Origin of the sequence: Micrococcus porci (genome assembly GCF_020097155.1) — a bacterium.
Lineage (GTDB): Bacteria > Actinomycetota > Actinomycetes > Actinomycetales > Micrococcaceae > Micrococcus > Micrococcus porci.
Genome location: NZ_CP083691.1, coordinates 2,632,552 through 2,648,900 on the forward strand (window position 1 = coordinate 2,632,552; position 16,349 = coordinate 2,648,900).

General features: G+C 75.2%; 16 protein-coding genes, 1 tRNA gene and 1 pseudogene. 9 read left to right on the plus strand and 9 right to left on the minus strand.

Annotated features, from left to right (window positions below; translation table 11 throughout):
* Positions 1-6 precede the first annotated feature (6 nt).
* The 4 genes from treZ to KW076_RS12420 are packed head-to-tail and all read right to left on the minus strand — an operon-like array spanning position 7 to position 6,138.
* On the minus strand, positions 7-2,118 hold the full coding sequence (gene treZ, locus KW076_RS12405) for a malto-oligosyltrehalose trehalohydrolase (RefSeq protein ID WP_224355596.1): 2,112 nt from the start codon (positions 2,116-2,118) through the stop codon (positions 7-9).
* Positions 2,115-4,583, minus strand: coding sequence for a malto-oligosyltrehalose synthase (gene treY, locus KW076_RS12410; RefSeq protein ID WP_224355597.1), 2,469 nt, complete (start codon positions 4,581-4,583; stop codon positions 2,115-2,117). Before treY ends, treZ begins: the two co-directional genes overlap by 4 nt.
* Positions 4,584-4,638: 55 nt before the next feature.
* The gene (locus KW076_RS12415) at positions 4,639-5,094 is read right to left on the minus strand and encodes a hypothetical protein (protein ID WP_224355598.1); all 456 of its coding nucleotides are present in this window, start codon (positions 5,092-5,094) and stop codon (positions 4,639-4,641) included.
* Positions 5,095-5,133: 39 nt separating this feature from the next.
* Positions 5,134-6,138: an aldo/keto reductase gene (locus tag KW076_RS12420; RefSeq protein WP_224355599.1), complete on the minus strand. Its 1,005-nt coding sequence runs from the start codon at positions 6,136-6,138 to the stop codon at positions 5,134-5,136.
* Positions 6,139-6,218: 80 nt separating this feature from the next.
* Here KW076_RS12420 and KW076_RS12425 point away from each other — a divergent pair, with 80 nt between their 5' ends.
* The gene (locus tag KW076_RS12425) at positions 6,219-7,121 is read left to right on the plus strand and encodes a fumarylacetoacetate hydrolase family protein (protein ID WP_224355600.1); all 903 of its coding nucleotides are present in this window, start codon (positions 6,219-6,221) and stop codon (positions 7,119-7,121) included.
* Between the two features lie 103 nt (positions 7,122-7,224).
* On the opposite strand, the gene KW076_RS12430 is transcribed toward KW076_RS12425, so the two are convergent.
* Entirely contained in the window at positions 7,225-7,608 is a 384-nt protein-coding gene (locus KW076_RS12430) for a VOC family protein (protein ID WP_224355601.1), read from the minus strand.
* A gap of 17 nt (positions 7,609-7,625) precedes the next feature.
* Here KW076_RS12430 and KW076_RS12435 point away from each other — a divergent pair, with 17 nt between their 5' ends.
* Entirely contained in the window at positions 7,626-8,483 is an 858-nt protein-coding gene (locus KW076_RS12435) for a helix-turn-helix domain-containing protein (protein ID WP_224355602.1), read from the plus strand.
* 16 nt (positions 8,484-8,499) lie between these two features.
* Here KW076_RS12435 and KW076_RS12440 read toward each other — a convergent pair whose 3' ends face one another.
* The gene (locus KW076_RS12440; protein WP_224355603.1) at positions 8,500-9,747 is read right to left on the minus strand and encodes an endonuclease/exonuclease/phosphatase family protein; all 1,248 of its coding nucleotides are present in this window, start codon (positions 9,745-9,747) and stop codon (positions 8,500-8,502) included.
* 116 nt (positions 9,748-9,863) lie between these two features.
* Here KW076_RS12440 and KW076_RS12445 point away from each other — a divergent pair, with 116 nt between their 5' ends.
* The 6 genes and pseudogenes from KW076_RS12445 (at position 9,864) to KW076_RS12465 (ending at position 14,504) form a co-directional block, all read left to right on the plus strand.
* On the plus strand, positions 9,864-10,598 hold the full coding sequence (locus KW076_RS12445; RefSeq protein WP_224355604.1) for an NAD(P)-binding domain-containing protein: 735 nt from the start codon (positions 9,864-9,866) through the stop codon (positions 10,596-10,598).
* 94 nt (positions 10,599-10,692) lie between these two features.
* The gene (locus KW076_RS12450; protein WP_224355605.1) at positions 10,693-12,297 is read left to right on the plus strand and encodes a DUF5129 domain-containing protein; all 1,605 of its coding nucleotides are present in this window, start codon (positions 10,693-10,695) and stop codon (positions 12,295-12,297) included.
* Positions 12,298-12,419: 122 nt separating this feature from the next.
* Positions 12,420-12,923 (plus strand): carboxymuconolactone decarboxylase family protein, encoded by a 504-nt coding sequence (locus KW076_RS12455; protein ID WP_224355606.1) that lies wholly within the window; start codon positions 12,420-12,422, stop codon positions 12,921-12,923.
* A gap of 212 nt (positions 12,924-13,135) precedes the next feature.
* Positions 13,136-13,825, plus strand: a pseudogene (locus tag KW076_RS12670) (pirin family protein); the annotation flags it as partial.
* 113 nt (positions 13,826-13,938) lie between these two features.
* Positions 13,939-14,070 carry a hypothetical protein gene (locus KW076_RS12675; RefSeq protein ID WP_350354993.1) on the plus strand — a complete coding sequence of 44 codons (132 nt, stop codon included), beginning with the start codon at positions 13,939-13,941 and terminating at the stop codon, positions 14,068-14,070.
* A 38-nt stretch (positions 14,071-14,108) separates the two neighbouring features.
* Positions 14,109-14,504 (plus strand): GNAT family N-acetyltransferase, encoded by a 396-nt coding sequence (locus KW076_RS12465; RefSeq protein ID WP_224355607.1) that lies wholly within the window; start codon positions 14,109-14,111, stop codon positions 14,502-14,504.
* A 245-nt stretch (positions 14,505-14,749) separates the two neighbouring features.
* On the opposite strand, the gene KW076_RS12470 is transcribed toward KW076_RS12465, so the two are convergent.
* The 3 genes from KW076_RS12470 to KW076_RS12480 all read right to left on the minus strand — a co-directional run bounded on the left by KW076_RS12470 (position 14,750) and on the right by KW076_RS12480 (position 15,733).
* Entirely contained in the window at positions 14,750-14,935 is a 186-nt protein-coding gene (locus KW076_RS12470; protein WP_224356863.1) for a carboxymuconolactone decarboxylase family protein, read from the minus strand.
* Positions 14,932-15,534: an NAD(P)-dependent oxidoreductase gene (locus KW076_RS12475; protein ID WP_224355608.1), complete on the minus strand. Its 603-nt coding sequence runs from the start codon at positions 15,532-15,534 to the stop codon at positions 14,932-14,934. Before KW076_RS12475 ends, KW076_RS12470 begins: the two co-directional genes overlap by 4 nt.
* Positions 15,535-15,656: 122 nt before the next feature.
* Positions 15,657-15,733: transfer RNA gene (locus tag KW076_RS12480), tRNA-Pro, on the minus strand.
* A gap of 112 nt (positions 15,734-15,845) precedes the next feature.
* Between KW076_RS12480 and KW076_RS12485 the strand changes: the two genes are divergently transcribed.
* The gene (locus KW076_RS12485) at positions 15,846-16,292 is read left to right on the plus strand and encodes a hypothetical protein (protein ID WP_224355609.1); all 447 of its coding nucleotides are present in this window, start codon (positions 15,846-15,848) and stop codon (positions 16,290-16,292) included.
* The last annotated feature ends 57 nt before the right edge of the window (positions 16,293-16,349 follow it).

Genomic DNA, 16,349 nt, shown 5'->3' on the forward strand with positions numbered 1-16,349 from the left:
ACGGCGTCAGCCCTGGGCGGCGGGGGCCCGGTGCAGCAGCAGGAAGCCGGGCGCGGGCACGGACCCGGGGACCTCCCACGGACGCCCCGAGGAGCCGAGCGGGCCGGCGTCGCCGTGGCCGGCCACCAGCACGGCGTCCTTGAGGTCGTCCGGGACGGACATGGGCTCGTCCCCCAGGGCGGTTAGCAGGACCGCGTCCCCGGAGCCGTCCGCGGCGAGGCGGTCCATGCGCACGTGGCGGGCGCCGGGCTCCACGGTCACGCGGGTGCGGGAACGGTCCGGGTCCGTCAGGGCGGGCAGCGCACGTCGCGCGGCGAGCAGCCCGCGGTACGCCTCCAGGATCCGCGCCCCGCGGCCGGGACCGCCGGGGGCGGCGCCGGCGGCCGCCTCCGCCTCCGAGGGGGCGCCGGAGTGCCCGCGGGGCGCGGGCTCGAGGGCGGACCAGTCCAGCACGGCACCGTCCCGGGTGGCCGGGTCCTGCGGGTCGGGGACCTCGTGCGCGGCCCAGCCGTGGGCGCCGAACTCGCGGCGCCGGCCCTCGCGGACGGCCTGGGCGAGCTCGGGCTCGCGGTGCGCGGTGAAGAACGGCCACGGGGTGGTGGCGGCGAACTCCTCCCCCATGAACAGCATCGGCGTGAACGGCCCCGCGAGCAGCAGGGCGGCCTCGGCCGCGAGCGCCCCCTCGGTGAGGGCCGCGGCGGTGCGGTCGCCGGCGGCCCGGTTCCCCACCTGGTCGTGGTTCTGGATGCTGACCACGAACGCGTGGGACGGCACGGAGGCCGGCACGGGGCGACCGTGGTCGTGGCCGCGGAAGGTGGAGCGCGTGCCGTCGTGGAAGTAGACGCGCTCCATCACCTTGGCGACGGCCTCGAGCGGGGCGAAGTCGGCGTAGTAGCCGTGGGTCTCGCCCGTGGCGGCCACGTGCAGGGCGTGGTGGACGTCGTCGTCCCAGGCGCCGGCCAGGCCGAGGCCGCCGGCGGAGCGGGACAGCACGACGCGCGGGTCGTTGCGGTCCCACTCGACCATCAGGGGCACGGGGCGTCCGGCGCGGGCGGCGATCCCGTCGGCGAGGACGGCCATCTCCTCGAGGAGGTGCACGGCGCGGGTGTCCACGAGGGCGTGCACGGCGTCGAGGCGGAGCCCGTCGACGTGCATCTCCTCGAGCCAGAGGCGGACGTTGTCCAGGATGAGCGCCCGGACCTCGTCCGAGTCGGGGCCGTCCAGGTTGGGGCCGTCGCCCCAGCCGGTGCCGTGGTCCGTGAGGTAGGGGCCCAACACGTTCAGGTAGTTCCCGGAGGGGCCGGCGTGGTTGTGGACCACGTCCTGGACGACGCCCAGCCCCGCGGCGTGGGCGGCGTCCACGAACCGCCGGTAGGCCTCGGGACCGCCGTAGGACTCGTCCACGGCGTTCCAGGCCACGCCGTCGTAGCCCCAGTTGCGGTCCCCGGACCACGAGTTCACGGGCAGCAGCTCCACGTGGGTGACGCCGAGGTCCACGAGGTGCGGGAGCCGTTCGATCGCGGAGTCCAGGGTGCCGTCCGGGGTGAACGTGCCCACGTGCAGCTCGTAGAGCACGGCGCCGCGCAGGCCGCCGCCCTGCGGGGCGGCCGGGTCCTTCTCGACGCCGGCCGGGCCGGTCCAGTCCGCGTCCGTCCAGGGGAAGTCGGCGGCCTCGAGGTCGCGGCGGGAGGGCCCGTGCACGGTGTCGGGCTGGCGCCGCGAGCGCGGGTCCGGCACGGGGTCGGCACCGTCCACCCGGAAGCCGTAGCCGGGGTTGCCGTCCTGGAGGGCCGCGGCCGCGGCGCGGGCGTCCGCGCCGGGCAGCCACCAGCCGCCGGGGCCGCGTTCCAGGGCATGCGCGGAGGTCACGGGCCACCGGTCGGCGGTGTCGTGGAGGTCGCCGGCGGCGGCGTCCACGAGGACCAGCTCCACGGCCTCAGCGTGGGGGGCCCACACGGCGTAGGGGGTGGCCCGCGCCGCGGCGACGGCGGCGCGCTCCGCTCCGGCCGGATCCAGTGGATCCACGGGGAGCGGGGAGTCCAGCGGATCCACGGGGAGCGGGGAGTCCAGCGGATCCACGGGGAGGTCGGCGGCCGGGCGGCCTGCGGGGGTGCTCATGCGGTCTCCTCCTCCGGCAGCAGCAGGGCCACCGGCAGCTGGCTGAGGACGTCGTCCACGCGGACGGCGCCCCGGGCGTCGGGGGTCACGGCCCGGCCCGTGACGGCGCACCGCCAGCGGCCGGGGGGCAGGCTCACCACGGTCTCGCGCCAGCCGCCGGCGGCGGCGAGCGTGAGGGGCAGGCGGGTGGCCAGGGCGAGGGCGCCGCCGCGGCTGAACGCGATCAGGTGCGCCGCGGCGGGCCCGTCCACGTCCAGGGGACGGTACCCGTGGAACAGCTCGGGCCGGTCCCGACGGGCGCGCAGGGCGCGGCTGACCACCAGGAGCTTGGCGGCCTCGGGCTCGTCCAGGGTGGGGGCGTGGCCGGCGTCGAGGCGGTCGAGGAGGTCTGCTCGGGCCTCGAAGTCCACGGCCCGCCTGTTGTCCGGGTCCACGAGGGTGGGGAACGGGATCTCGGTGCCCTGGTACACGTCCGGCACGCCGGGCGCGGCGAGCTGCACGAGCTTGCGGCCCAGCTGCACGGTCAGCCCGGGCTCGGCGATCCGGTCCGCGATCTCCTGGACCACGGCCCGGGCGGCGCTGTCCGGGGCGACGACGTCCGCCGCCAACGCCCGCAGCCGGCCCTCGTAGGCGTCGTCCTGGGCGGTCCAGGAGGTGTGCTCCTGGCCCTCACGGGCGGACTTGAGCAGGAACTCCTCGAGGCGGTCGGCCTCCGGCGCGGTGCCGTCCGTGGGCCAGACGCCCACGATCGACTCCCAGACCAGCTCCTCCAGCCCCGGGGCGTCCAGCGGGTGCGCCGTGCGCAATCGGGCGAGGGCGTCCTCCCAGGAGGCCGGCTCCTCGGCGAGCGCGGTGATCCGCGCGCGCACGTCCTCGCTGCGCTTGGTGTCGTGGGTGGTGAGGGCGGTCATGGTCGTCGGCCAGGACGCCTGGCGGGCCCGCTGCAGGGCGTGGAACCCGGCGAGCGGCAGGTCCAGGTGTGCCGGGTCCCCGCCGACCTCGTTCAGGTTCGCCCAGCGGGTCCAGCGGTAGAAGGAGCGGTCCTCCACGCCCTTGGCCATGACCATGCCGGAGGTCTGCTGGAAGCGCCGGGCCACGGGCGAGTCCGGGTCGGCGAGGACCCGGGCGACGTCGTCGAGCACGTCCGCGGGCTCGGGGTGCGCGGCGCGGGCCCGCGCCACGGCCGCGGCCAGCCGCTCGGCGCCCACGGGCAGGTAGGTGCGGTACACGTCCAGGGAGGCCAGGACGTCGGCGAAGGCCTCCGTCAGCGCCTCGTCCGAGTGCGCCCCGAGGACGACGGCGGCGCGCGCCTCCCGCACCAGGCGGGCGGTCTCCGCGGCGAGGGAGCCGGTGGCCACGTCCCGCTTGGCCTCGGCGATGAGCGCCTCCCAGGCGGCACGGGCGGCGTCGTCCGCGGCGGGGCCGTCCGGGTCGGCGGGCATGAACACGCGCTCGAGCTCGCCGAGGGCGTCATAGCCGGTGGTGCCGTCCACGGGCCAGGCGGCGGGCAGGTCCTCGCCGGGCTCGAGGATCTTCTCCACCACGAGGTAGCCCTCGGGCAGGACGCGCTCGCGCAGGGCGCGCAGGTAGGCGCCCGGGTCCGTCAGGCCGTCCGGATGGTCGATGCGCAGGCCGTGCACGAGCCCCTCGGAGACCCAGCGGCCGATCTCGACGTGCGTGGCGTCGAACACCTCCGGGTCCTCGACGCGCAGGCCGGCCAGCGTGGTGACCGTGAAGAAGCGGCGGTAGTTCAGCTCGGCGTCCCCGCGGCGCCAGTGGACCAGGCGGTAGTGCTGCCGGTCGTGGACGGCGCGGCCCAGGCGGGCGGCGTCGTCCGTGGGGGCGGCGGGGTCGGCGCCGGCGAACACCTCGGCGGCGCGCAGGCCGGTCTCCTCCTCGGCGGCGGCCAGGGACCCGGGGGCCAGCGGGTACGCGGTGTCCCAGTGCCGCAGCACGCCGTGCTCCCCGGCGGACGGGTCCACGATCAGCTGGTCCAGCCCGGCCTCGGCGCCGCGCGGGTCCCCCTCCGGGCCGTCGCCGAGCACGGGCAGCAGGACGCGGCCGTCCCCGGCCTCCCAGTCCACGTCGAACCACGCGGCGTGGGCGGCCTCCGGGCCGTGGGCCAGCAGGTCGGCCCAGGCCGGGTTGGCCAGCGGCGTGGCGACGCCCAGGTGGTTGGGGACCACGTCCACGAGCAGCCGCATGCCGGCCTCGTGCGCGGCGGCCGCGAGCGCGGCCAGGGCCTCGGGTCCGCCGCGGGCGGGGTCCACGCGGGCGGGGTCCACGACGTCGTACCCGTGGTCCGATCCGGGGTCGGCGGCGAGGATCGGGGAGAGGTAGAGCCAGTCCACGCCGAGGCGGCGCAGATAGGGCACCAGCCCGGCCACGGAGTCCAGGGGCAGGTCCGGTCCCACCTGGAGGCGGTAGGTCGAGGCGGGCGCGGAGACGGCGTCGGTGTGGCTCACGCGGCGACACTAACAGCGGTGCCCGACGCGACAGCAGGGCCGGTCCGCGCCCTGGTCAGCCCCCGATGGGAGGTGACTCGACGAGCTCCGCCCCGTAGACGGGCTCCCCGTCCTGCTCCACGGCCATGTACTGGTCCTCCTCGCGGGTGCCGTCCGGATGGACCAGGTCCACGGTCACGCCGGAGCCGGACTGGCGGACGTCCTCCACCTCCGCCCCGTACTTCTGCCGGACGTTGCCGCGCAGGGCGTCGATGCCCTGGACGTGCGCCACGGCCCCCCAGACGGCGAGCGCCAGGGCGAGCACGAGCGCCCCGTACCCCACCCGGCGCTGTAGCCGCGTGTTCTCCAGGACGCGCATGACCACATGGGAGCCGGCGGCGGCCTGGCGGCGACGGTGGTCGCGCTCGCGCCACCGCCCTGCCAGCGCGAGGGACACGCCCACCACGGCGGCGACGGCGGCCGCCCAGTAGAGGAGCCAGGGGGTCTGCAGATCCACGGGGGCGAACGTCATGGGCGTCCCTTCAGCGCGGCCCGTGGGTGCACAGGCGGTTCAGGGCAGGGTCTCACCCCGGGCGGCGGTCCACAAGCGGTGCCACTGGGCGCCGTCCATGCGGGCGGCGGCGTCGGCGGCCTGGGCGCAGGAGGCGATCCGGGCCGGGTCCTGCGTGCCGACCACGGGGCGCACGCCCCACGGCAGGCGCAGCAGCCAGGCCAGCACCACGGCCTCCCGGCTCACCTCGAGCTCGCGGGCCACCCGGGCGACGACGGCGGGCGCCCCTCCGGCGGCCGCGAGCGCGGCCTGCTCGGCGGGGTCAGCGGGCACGGTGCCGTCGGAGCCGCGTGTGAACCGGCCCTGGCCGAGCGGGCCCCACGCCTGGATCTCGATCCCCTCCCCCGCGCACACCTCGCCGAGGTCCCCGGCGCCGCCGTCGGGCGCGGCCGCGGGGTGGTTGGCCAGGACCACGGACTCCACGAGCATCCGGTGGTGCAGGCCGAGCTCCACCTGCACGCAGGCCAGCCCGGTGCCGTCGGCGGAGACCTCCCGCAGCGCGTGCTGGTACTCGAGGACGCGTCGGGTGCCCATGTTGGAGACGCCGAGGGCGTCCACGCGGCCGGCCTCGCGGGCGTCGAGGAAGGCGCGGACGGTGTCCGACACGGGGGTCAGCACGTCCGGGCGGTGGACCACCAGCGTGTCCACGCGGTCGAGGCCGAGCCGCTCCAGGGAGAGGGCCAGGCGCTCGTGGAGGTAGGCCGGGGAGTTGTCGTAGCGGACGGCCGGGGTGCCGTCCGGGCCGGGCTCGTGGAGGACGATCCCGGACTTGGTCTGCACGCGCAGCCGGGTCCGCTCGGCGGGGTCGAGCTCGGCCAGCAGCGCACCCACGGTCTCCTCGGACGCCCCGGCCCCGTAGATGTCGGCGGTGTCCAGCAGCCCGATGCCGGCCTCCAGCCCGGCGCGCAGGGCGCCGCGGGCGCGCTCGACGTCGCCCCAGCCCATCGTGCCGAGGATCAGGGGCGAGGCGGCGGGGGTCTGCGGGGCGGTGTCCTGCGCGGTCATGGTCCCAGCGTTCCACACGGGGGCGCCCACGGGGCGGGCGGGCCCGCCCGGCGGCGGGGCCGCTGTGATGGGATGGGGCCATGAAGCTCGCCACGTTCCGCCAGCCCGACTCGGACGCCTCCTACCCGGGCGCCACCTTCGCCGCCGTCCTCACGTCCTTCCACCCGCAGGACCCGCAGGTGGCGGTGCGCGCCGTCGCCCTGCCGGAGTGCCGGGACGTGGGCGAGTTCCTCACCGCCGAGCCGCAGGAGCAGAAGGACATGGTCCGGGAGGCCCTCGAGGCCGCCAAGGAGGACCACGGCCTCCTGCTGGACGTGTCCACGCTGGTCTACGACACCCTCGTCCCCTTCCCCACGAAGGTGTTCTGCGTGGGCCTGAACTACGCGGACCACATCAGGGAGACCGGCCAGGAGAAGCCGGAGCACCCGACCCTGTTCGCGAAGTTCGCCCAGTCCCTCACCGGCGCCCTCGACCCCATCGAGGTGCCCGAGGAGGACCACCGCGTGGACTACGAGGGCGAGCTGTGCGTCGTCATCGGGGAGCCCGGCCGCCGGATCGCGGTCGAGGACGCGAAGGACCACATCGCCGGGTACGCCGTGGCCAACGACGTCTCCATGCGCGGCTTCCAGGGCCGCACCCCCGAGTGGCTGCAGGGCAAGGTGTGGGAGGCCTCCACCCCGGTCGGCCCGTGGCTCGTCACCGCGGACGAGTTCCCGAAGGACGCGCGGATCGTCACCCGCGTCAACGGCGAGGTCCGCCAGGACGGCAAGGTGAAGGACGTCGTCTTCTCCCCCGCCGAGCTCGTCTCCTACGTCTCGCAGCTCGTCACCCTGAACCCGGGCGACCTCATCATGACCGGAACCCCCGCCGGCGTCGCCGTCGCCCGCAGGGACGGGGACGGGCGACGCCCGTGGCTGCGTGCCGACGACGTCGTTGAGGTGGAGATCACCGGGCTGGGTCGCCAGCGCAACGAACTGGTCTGAGCGCCGCCGGGGACGAGCCCCGCACAGTCGGCGGTCCACCCACGGGTGACCCTTCACTGCGCGGGGCTCGTCTCCGCGGGTCCGGCTCAGCGGCCCTGCGGGGTCAGCCCCAGTTCGCGGCGTCCGTGACGCAGAAGGGGTGGCCGGCCGGATCCAGCAGCACGGTCCAGGTCTCGCCGGGCTGGTGGTCGGGGCGGGTCGCCCCGAGGGCCACGCAGCGCGCCGCGGCGGCGGCGACGTCCTCGGCCGCCAGATCGAGGTGGTACTGCTTGCGGCCGGTGTCCGGCCACCGAGGAGCGGTGTAGTCCTCGACCGTTCCGATGCCGAGGTTCACTCCGCCGGGGCCGGCGAGCATGACGACGCCGTCGCCCTCATAGGCCACGGGCCAGCCGAGGACGGCCTGGTAGAAGGTGCCGAGCGCCGCGGCGTCCGGTGCGTCGAGGGTGATCATGGCGAGGCGTGCGACGGGTGCGTTCTGCGTGTCCATGGTGTGAGGATGCCCGCATGGCGGTCACCCCGGCTTGGAGAAACGCGACACCGGAGCACATGTTCGGCCGCGTGCTGCGGCCCGACGAGTTCCACACGCGCGCCCGGTATGCGAGCGCCGCGCCGGCCCCCGAGCTGGCCCCGTGGGTCGAGCGGTACTGGTCGGTCTGCTTCGACCTCGACGACGGCGAGGCCTTCCGGACCGCCACCCTGGACGACCCCGGGGTGCACCTCACCGTGGAGCGCGGCGGAGTCCACCGGACGGCGGTGCCCGGGCCGGGCGTGTGGGTGACCGGCCCGCAGACCGCCCGACGCTTCGACGTGACCCTCGTGGGGAGCGGCTCCACCGTGGGCGTCGCCTTCGCGGTGGGCGGGACCCGCGCCTTCTCCTCGGGCGACCCTGCGACGGTGGTGGACCGCTCCGAGCCCGGCGCGGCGTGGTTCCCGGGGGCGTCCGCCCTGGGGGACGTCGCCGAGTCCGCGGTCGCCGCCGCGGCGGCACTCGACGCCTTCCTCGCCGGGCTCGGCCCCCGATCCGATCCCGCGTACGAGCGGTTCCGTGCGGCCTACGCGGCCGTCGACGACCCCGACGTCGTGCGCGTCGAGGACGTCGCCGCCCGCGCCGGCTGCGACCCCCGGACCGTGCAGCGACTGTTCCACCGGTTCGCCGGGGTGGGGCCCAAGTGGGCCCTCCGGCGGGCCCGGGTGATCCGCGCGGTCGGTTCGCTGGACCGCGGCTTCCCGGGATCGCTGGCCGAGCTGGCCGCGGCGCACGGCTGGTTCGACCAGGCGCACTTCACGCGGGACTTCCGCCGGGTGACCGGCGAGACCCCGGCGGGGTATCGCGCGCGGCGGCGACCGGACGAGCCGCGGTGACCTCCCGTCTCGTCCCTCAGCGGCCGCCGGGCACCTTCACGTCCACCCAGGTGAGGCGGTGGTCCGAGGTCGGGAAGGGGTAGGTGCCGGTGAGCTCGGAGCCGGGCTCCCCCTGCTTCGGCCAGAACACGCCCGCGCCGCGCAGCGGGAGGTTGCGGGAGGGCAGCGCCATGTCCACACGGAGGTTGCCCGGGGCGGGGACGTCGTTGAAGTCGGCCGTGTCCAGCGAGGGGTCGCCGCGGTGGGTGCGGTTCGCACCGCCCTGGAGGACGGAGGCCTCGGCAGCTCCGGCCGAGCGCGGCTGCGGATCACGCACGCGCCTGTTCTGCAGCAGCTGGTCGATCGCGCCGTCCCACGAGTCGCCGTCGAGCGGGTCGGCGTTGTAGTCGCCCAGGATCACGAAGCGCTCGCCGCGCGGCAGGCCGCCGTGCACGCCGGCGTCGTCGTAGAGGTACTCGGCGGTCTTGCCGCCCGTGATGTAGTCCGCCCACAGGCGGATCTCGTCGTGGTTGCGGCGCTGGTTGCGCTTCTCCGGGCCGTCGAAGGAGGGCGGGGTGGGGTGCGCGGCGAGGATGTGGACGCTCGTGCCGCCGATCCGCACGGGCACGTCCCAGTGGGACTTGGAGGACAGGCGCAGCTGCCGCTCCTGCTTCGCGGTGTAGTAGCCCTCGGGCATGACGTTGCCCGGCATGTCCGCCCACCGGAAGTCCTGGAAGGTGCGGATCCGGTCCTCGAGGATGGGGTGCTGCGAGTAGATGACCATGCCGTACTGGCCCGGGAAGAGGCCGAATCCCCACGCGTCGTTGGGGCCGCCCACCGTGCCGTTCTGGTCCAGGTCCAGGCCGGAGGGCACGCCGGTGTTCACGGGCGCGGTGTAGCGGTACCTGTACTCGATCGGCGCGTGGCCGTTCTGGCCCACGGAGAGGTAGTTCTCCTGGAACAGGCGGGCGCCCTCGCCGGCGGCGTCGTGGTCGAACTCGTTGACGAGCAGGATCTCGGGGCGGGCGGTCTGGATGACCTCGGCGATGTTCTTCGCCTGCTGGTCGTCCGGGGTGGTGAGGTCGCGGACGAGCTCGCCCTCCGTGCCCCGGTTGAGGGAGGCGTTGTAGGTGGCCACGCGGACGTCGTGGGCGTCGGCGACGGCGGTCGCGCGCGCCCCGGGGGAGGCGGAGACGTGGGCGGACGGGGCGGCGTGGGCGACGGCCGCGCCGGAGGCGGCGAGGGCGGCGGCGGCCATGGCCGCGGAGAGGTGGCGAAGGCGCATGATCGGGCTCCTGGGTGCGAGGGGACGGCGATGCCCGACCACCCTGCCCCGGCCCGGGAAGGGCCCGGTGACGGCCGCGTGAACACGGGGCGGTGTCCGCGTGATGGGATGGCGACATGCCCCACGACGCCGCGCCTCGCCCCGACCAGCCCGCCGCCTTCGAGTCCTTGCCGGCGTCGGTGGGGATCCTCGGGGCCGGCCGGGCCGGGACGGCGCTGGCCCGGGCGATCGCCCGGATCCGCGTGCTGCACCCGGGGACGGCGGCCCCGCGCGTCGTGCTGGCAGCCACCCGCAGCCCCGCGGCGGTCCGCCGGCACCTCGCGATCCACGCCCCCGGCGCGGAGGCGGCGCACCCCGGGGACCTCGCGACGGACACCGAGCTGACCGTGGTGGCGGTGCCGCGGGAGGAGCTGGACGAGGTGGACCCGGCGTGGCTGGCCGGGCCGAGGACGCTCGCGGTGGTGGACATGACCAACACGTGGGGGGACGAGCTCGTCCCGGACTGGCTGGCAGCGGCGGCCGCACCGGGTCTGCCGACGATGCCGGGCAGCGCCGCGATCGCCGCGCACTGGGCGGAGGCGGGACTGACCGCCCCGGTGGTGCGGGCGTTCTCCGAGGTCTCGCACCACGAGCTGGACCGCGACGGCCGCGCGCAGCCGCCGCTGCGCGCGCTCGGCGTCGGCGCCGACTCCCCCGGGCCGGCGCGCGCAGCCGTGGCCGCCCTGGTGACGGCGATGGGGTTCGAGCCGGTGGAGTACGCACCGCTGGCCCGCGCGGCGGCCCTCGAGCCGGGCACGCGCGCCTTCACACGCCCCCTGCCGGCGGACGAGCTGGCCCGCGAGCTCGCCTGAACCGAGCCCGCTGTGCCTACGCTGTCCCCTGGGGGACCTGCAGCACGCGGGCGGCCCCCGGCGCCAGCCCGCCCCGTCCGACGAGAGGCCCACCGTGCCCGAGCCGACCGCTCCCCGCCCCTCCCGCCTCGCCCGCGCCCCCCGGGCGCGGCTCCTGGCTCGGGCCGCCCGCCCGCTGGCGGCAGCGGCCGTGGCCGGTGCCGCGCTCGCGGGGGCGGCCGCGCCCGCCGGCGTCGCGGCGACCGCCGCGGCGGTGCCGGTGGCGGCGGGCGCCGTCGTCGCCGCCCCGGCCGCCCACGCCCTGGAGTGGTCCCGGGTGGACCTCGCGGATCAGGCGGGCATCATCGATCCGGCCCAGCTCGAGCGCGACCTGGCGGGGATCGAGTTCCGCGCGCCCACGCGCGTGGCCGTGTTCACGGAGCGCGGCCCGGACATCCGGGGCCTGGACGAGGAGCGCAAGGCTCAGGCGTTCAACGGCCGCGTCCTCGAGTTCGCCCGCGCCCAGCGACCGGGGTGGATCAGCGCGGACGGTCAGAAGTGGGCAGACGGGCTCGTGATCGTGGCGGTGGACCCGGACAACCGCATGCTCGGCGTGTACCAGGGCGAGGACCGGAAGCTCGAGTCGGGTGGCCAGTCCGCCGTGCGCGAGGCCGGCACGGACGCCGCCCGCGACGCCCGCTGGACGGACGCGGTGGTGGACATGGTGGACGAGGCCGCCACCCGCATCGGCCGGCCCTGGAACGAGGATCCGGTGGTGTGGCTCGGCCTCGGGGGCGGAGCGCTCGGGGTGCTGGGCGCGGGCGCCGGCATCACGGCCGCCGTCGTGGGGCCGCGCCGCAGCCGCGCGCGCCGGTCCGCCGAGCACCTCGAGGAGGCCCGCCACCACCTCACGAGCGTCACCCTGGACTGGGAGACGACGGAGCTGAACGCCTCGACCGTGCCCCTCGGCTCCCGTCATGGCGCGCGACTGATGGAGCGCTACCGCGGCTTCCACCGGTCCGCCCTGGACGCCACCGCCCGCCTCGAGGAGCTCGAAGCCGCCCCCGTGAAGGACCGCTCCGCGCAGTCCTTCGTCGACCGGGCGGGCGGCGTGCGGGACGACGTCGCGGCCCTGGACGCCCTCGACGACGCCATCGCGGACGCGAACGCGCTGCTCAACCGACTGCCGGGCTGGGAGGACGCCTGGGACCGGCAGGTCGCGCCCCTGCGCGAGGACCTGCACCGGGTGCCCGCCCTGCACGATCGGCTGGGGGACGTGGACGGCACGGCGGTCCCCCTCGCCGCCCTGGACTCGTTCCGGGACGAGGCCCGCACCGAGCTGGAACGCCTCGGCACGGGGCTGACCGCGCAGACGGTGGCCCCGGACGACGCCATCGACGCCCTCGAGCGACTGCGCCGCCGCCTGACGGTCCGGATCGAGGAGCTGGCCCGCGCCGTGGCGCAGGCCCAGGACGGGAGGAAGAAGCAGCGGCTGATGCAGGAGAGCCTGGACGGGCAGCGGGCCGTGCCCCGGGACCGCCGCGGCTCCATCCTCGACGCCGGCGACGGCTGGCGGACCTACTGGACCGTGACCGCGTTCGACGCCGGCGTCGACGCGGGCGACTCCGCCGTCGCCTCGTACGAGTCCTCCTCGTCCGGCACCGGCTACGGGTCCTCGGGCGGCTCGTTCTCCGGGTCGGGATCCTCGGGGAGCTTCTGACGCCAGGCAACCGGCCGCCCTGCCTGTCGCCACCCTCGTCGACCTGCTCCTCGCCGCCCTCCGCCCCCTGAGCCGTCCGCCCACCCTTGCCTGCGCCGTCCGCCTTCGACAGCCTCTCCCCCATGAGTTCCCCGCATGACGACGCCGCGCCCGCCCGCAAGGACCCCCTGGCCTTCTACCTGGACAAGGCCGTTCCCGAGGCATGGGTGGCCGTCGGCGGACTGGCCGCCGCGGCCCGCCGCGCGGCCGTCGAGGCCGGGCTGGACGAGCAGCTGATGGAGCTCGTGAACCTGCGCGTGTCCGCGATCAACGGCTGCGCCTACTGCCTGGACGTCCACACCCGCAAGGGCGTCGGCGCCGGCCTGAGCGACCAGCGCCGCGGACTGCTGTCCGCCTGGCGCGAGGCCCCCGAGGTGTACACCGAGCTCGAGCGCGCTGCCCTCGAGCTGGCGGAAGCCGTCACGGAGCTGCCGGAGCAGGAGCAGCAGCAGTACGTGCAGCTGTCCACGCACGGCGTCCTCACGGATGCGCAGTACGCGGCGGTGCAGTGGCTGGCGATCGTCATGAACGTCACCAACCGCATCTCGATCCTGTCCCACCACCCGGTCCGCCGGCACGACTCCTGAGGAGGCCCCCGATAAGCAACACGGAACGCGACCCGCAGGAGCAGGTCTGCGAGAGCGGCCCGGGCCACGCCCCCACCCAGGACGACGGCGGGCTCCGCCCCGCCCGGTTCACGGACGGACTGAGTTCGGGGGTGACCTCGACGGACGGGGAGGACGGCCCCGTCGTCGAGATCCTGGAGCCGCGGGAGGTGCCGCTGGGCGGCCCCCGCGCCATGCCCGTGCAGCGCTCGCTGCCGCAGCGGGCGCGGAGCCTGATCGGAGCCTGGTGCTTCCTGGACTTCTACGGCCCGGTTGACGTCTCACGGACCGGCGGCATGGACGTGCCGCGGCACCCGCACACCGGCCTGGCGACGGTCTCCTGGCTGTTCGAAGGGCGGATCGACCACCAGGACTCCGCCGGGAACTGGGCGACCGCCCGTCCGGGCGACGTGAACCTGATGAACGCGGGCACCGGCATCACGCACAGTGAGTACTCCACCGAGGACACCACGGTCCTCCACGGCGCGCAGCTCTGGTACGCCCTGCCGGACGAGCACCGGTTCTCCGAGCCGGCCCTACACTCGCACCGCCCGGAGCCGGTGGGGGGCGAGGGGTGGATCGCCCGCGTCTTCCTGGGTGACCTCCTGGGCCAGTCCTCTCCCGTGCCGACCTCCATCCCGCTGACGGGTGTGGAGCTGCGCGTGGAGCCGGGCGCGACCGTCCGGATCCCCGTGCCCGCGGACCATGAGCACGGCCTGCTGGCCGTGGAGGGCGCCGTCACCCTGCAGGGCGCGGACGTGCCGCAGGCGCACCTCGGCTACGTGGGCACCGGCACGGAGGAGATCGTCGTGACCGCGGGCGAGGAGCCCGTGATCGCCCTGCTCCTGGGCGGCGAGCCGCTCGGGGAGCAGATCATCATGTGGTGGAACGTCGTGGGCCGGTCCCACGAGGAGGTCGTGCGCTGGCGTGCGGCCTACCAGCAGGAGATGGGGTTCGAGGCACCCGGGGTCGGCCGCTCGCGGCCGACGGCGACCTCATGGACGCCCTGCGCGGCGCCGCCTACGACGACGGCCGCGCCTTCCCCCAGTTCGGGGACTTCCCGCCGGATCCCAAGCCCCCGATCCGCGCACCCCCGCTGCCGCACACGCGCATGCGCCCCCGCGGCTGAACGCCTTCCCGAGAAGACCGGAAGAAAGGACCCCCGTCATGACCGAGCAGACCTCCTCCCTGGACCACCCTCAGGTCCGCAAGAACGCGGAGAAGTACGAGATCGTCGTCGACGCCGACGGCACCGTGGCCGGCTACACCCTGGCCATCGACTACACCGCCGAGGACGGCACCGCCGAGGACGGCACCGAGCAGCGGATCTTCCCCCACACCAAGCTCGAGGACGCCTATGAGGGCAAGGGGCTCGCATCCACCCTCGTACGCGAGGCGTTGCGCGACACCGAGGCCGCCGGCCGTCGCATCGTGCCCGTGTGCCCCTACGTGAAGCAGTGGGCGGACAAGCACGCCGACGAGGTGGAGGGCCAGGTGGACCAGCCGCGTCCGGAGCACCTGCAGTTCCTGGAGAAGCACGCGCAGGAGCGGAAGCAGGGCTGAGCGCCCCGACGCAGAAGGACCCGACCGTCATGGCGGTCGGGCCCGTCTCGCGTCCGTACGGCTGCGCGGGACGTCCACCTGCTGGGTGGCTGCTCGGCGACAGAGGGATTCAACGCCGGGGGTCGACCCGGGTGACTGCGGACGGCCATCCGGTGCCAGTCGTTCATCACGAGGGCCAGCCATGTCACCGCCGAGACCTGGGCGGGGGTGAGGGGGGCGCCGTCGTGGGGGTGAGCGGAAGGCCGCTACAGGTGGGTGACGTCCTCGGCGAGGGCGAGCGCGGCGCCCGCCTCGGCGGAAACGCAGCCGGATTCCCACCCGCCGGCGGCGGCTTCGCGTGGATGCAGGCGCAGGCAGGGGGCGCAGCCGTTGAGCTGTGAGACATGTAGCTTCACCAGGTTCACGGTCACCCGTGCGAGACCGACCCTCAGTTCGCGACCGTGAAGCGGGTGCCGCGGTGGGCGCCGCTCTCGGCCTCGTCCACCAGCGCGACGGCGAAGTCCTCGGCGGACACCGTCTCCCCCGCCGGGATGTCGGTCTCGGTCTTGTATGCCCCCGTGCGCTCCCCGGGGGCGATCATGGGAGCCGGGGCGAGCATGGTCCAGGCCAGGCCCTGCGAGGCTCGGTAGTCCTCGAGAATGTCGCCGAAGACGTCGGACTCGGCCTTGTACTCCGCCGGGAACTCGGCTGAGTCCTTGAGCAGGGAGCCGTCTGGGAGCTGGAGCGCGCCGGCGCCGCCCACCACGATGAACCGTCCCTGCGGGGCCGCGGCGATCAGCGCCTGGTGGGAGCGTCGGATGGCCGTCACGTCGCCGTCACCGGTGCGCACCGGCGGCACGGCGAGGACCGTGATGTCGTTGTCCTCGATCACGCGGGCGACGGCCGCGGTGTCTGCCACGTCCACGTCGAACCAGCCATCCTGCCGTGATCCGGAGCGGCTGCCGGCGGCGACCTCGTGGCCGCGCGCCCGGGCCTCCGCGACGACCCGAGAGCCGACCATGCCGGTGGCGCCGATGACTGCGATCTTCATGAGGGGACCTTCTCTCCTGAGTGAGCACCCCGGTCGGGGCGCGCCGGAGAGAACATCGGGTCCGGTCGGATGATTCCCCGAGACGACGAAGCCCCCGCTCACTGAGCGGGGGCCTTCTGCTGTGGTCGGGGTGACAGGATTTGAACCTGCGACCTCGTCGTCCCGAACGACGCGCGCTACCAAACTGCGCCACACCCCGTCAGAATCTGCCCGTAGGGGATTCCAACAGGGCACGACTATACCAGGGTGAGCCCGGGTGCGCGAATCCGGCAGGATGGCGGCAACGCACCAATCGATCGGAAGGACGCCCCATGGCCTGGTGGGCACGACGCCGCCTCTCCTCCAGCGGTCCGGCGCCGCTCGGCAAACCGCCGCTCGTGGCAGCCGAGGAGCTCCGCCGACTGACGGATGAGCTGTCGGAGATCCTGCAACGGGAGTCCGCGCGGATCCGCCCCGACGCCGCGGCGGTTCTGCGTTCGTTCCTGAACCGGTCACGTGCGCTCCTGCCGGCATGGGACAGGACAGCCCCGGCGAGAAGCGCCGAAGCCCTGGCCGCGTACGAGCTGCTGCGCGACAGAGTGCTGCCGGGCCTGCAGGACTGGTTATGCCTCCCCGACCATCTGAAGCCGGTGCACGCGGACGACCTGCTGGCCGACGCGCAGGCCTGGGAGGGCGACCTGAGCCACCATGCCGCACGTCTGACCCAGGTGCTGACCGCTCGAGGACGAGCGGTACGGGAGCTCGACGAGCGGCAGTGAATGACCCCAGTCCACGGGCGGCAACCGCCCGCTCAATCGAAAGAAGCCCTGGGAATG

Coding starts and splice junctions, on each gene's coding strand:
- treZ (WP_224355596.1), bottom strand. CDS start 2,118: ATGAGCACCCCCGCAGGCCGCCCGGCCGCCGACCTCCCCGTGGATCCG.
- KW076_RS12415 (WP_224355598.1), bottom strand. CDS start 5,094: ATGACGTTCGCCCCCGTGGATCTGCAGACCCCCTGGCTCCTCTACTGG.
- KW076_RS12420 (WP_224355599.1), bottom strand. CDS start 6,138: ATGACCGCGCAGGACACCGCCCCGCAGACCCCCGCCGCCTCGCCCCTG.
- KW076_RS12425 (WP_224355600.1), top strand. CDS start 6,219: ATGAAGCTCGCCACGTTCCGCCAGCCCGACTCGGACGCCTCCTACCCG.
- KW076_RS12430 (WP_224355601.1), bottom strand. CDS start 7,608: ATGGACACGCAGAACGCACCCGTCGCACGCCTCGCCATGATCACCCTC.
- KW076_RS12435 (WP_224355602.1), top strand. CDS start 7,626: ATGGCGGTCACCCCGGCTTGGAGAAACGCGACACCGGAGCACATGTTC.
- KW076_RS12440 (WP_224355603.1), bottom strand. CDS start 9,747: ATGCGCCTTCGCCACCTCTCCGCGGCCATGGCCGCCGCCGCCCTCGCC.
- KW076_RS12445 (WP_224355604.1), top strand. CDS start 9,864: ATGCCCCACGACGCCGCGCCTCGCCCCGACCAGCCCGCCGCCTTCGAG.
- KW076_RS12455 (WP_224355606.1), top strand. CDS start 12,420: ATGAGTTCCCCGCATGACGACGCCGCGCCCGCCCGCAAGGACCCCCTG.
- KW076_RS12675 (WP_350354993.1), top strand. CDS start 13,939: ATGGACGCCCTGCGCGGCGCCGCCTACGACGACGGCCGCGCCTTCCCC.
- KW076_RS12465 (WP_224355607.1), top strand. CDS start 14,109: ATGACCGAGCAGACCTCCTCCCTGGACCACCCTCAGGTCCGCAAGAAC.
- KW076_RS12475 (WP_224355608.1), bottom strand. CDS start 15,534: ATGAAGATCGCAGTCATCGGCGCCACCGGCATGGTCGGCTCTCGGGTC.
- KW076_RS12485 (WP_224355609.1), top strand. CDS start 15,846: ATGGCCTGGTGGGCACGACGCCGCCTCTCCTCCAGCGGTCCGGCGCCG.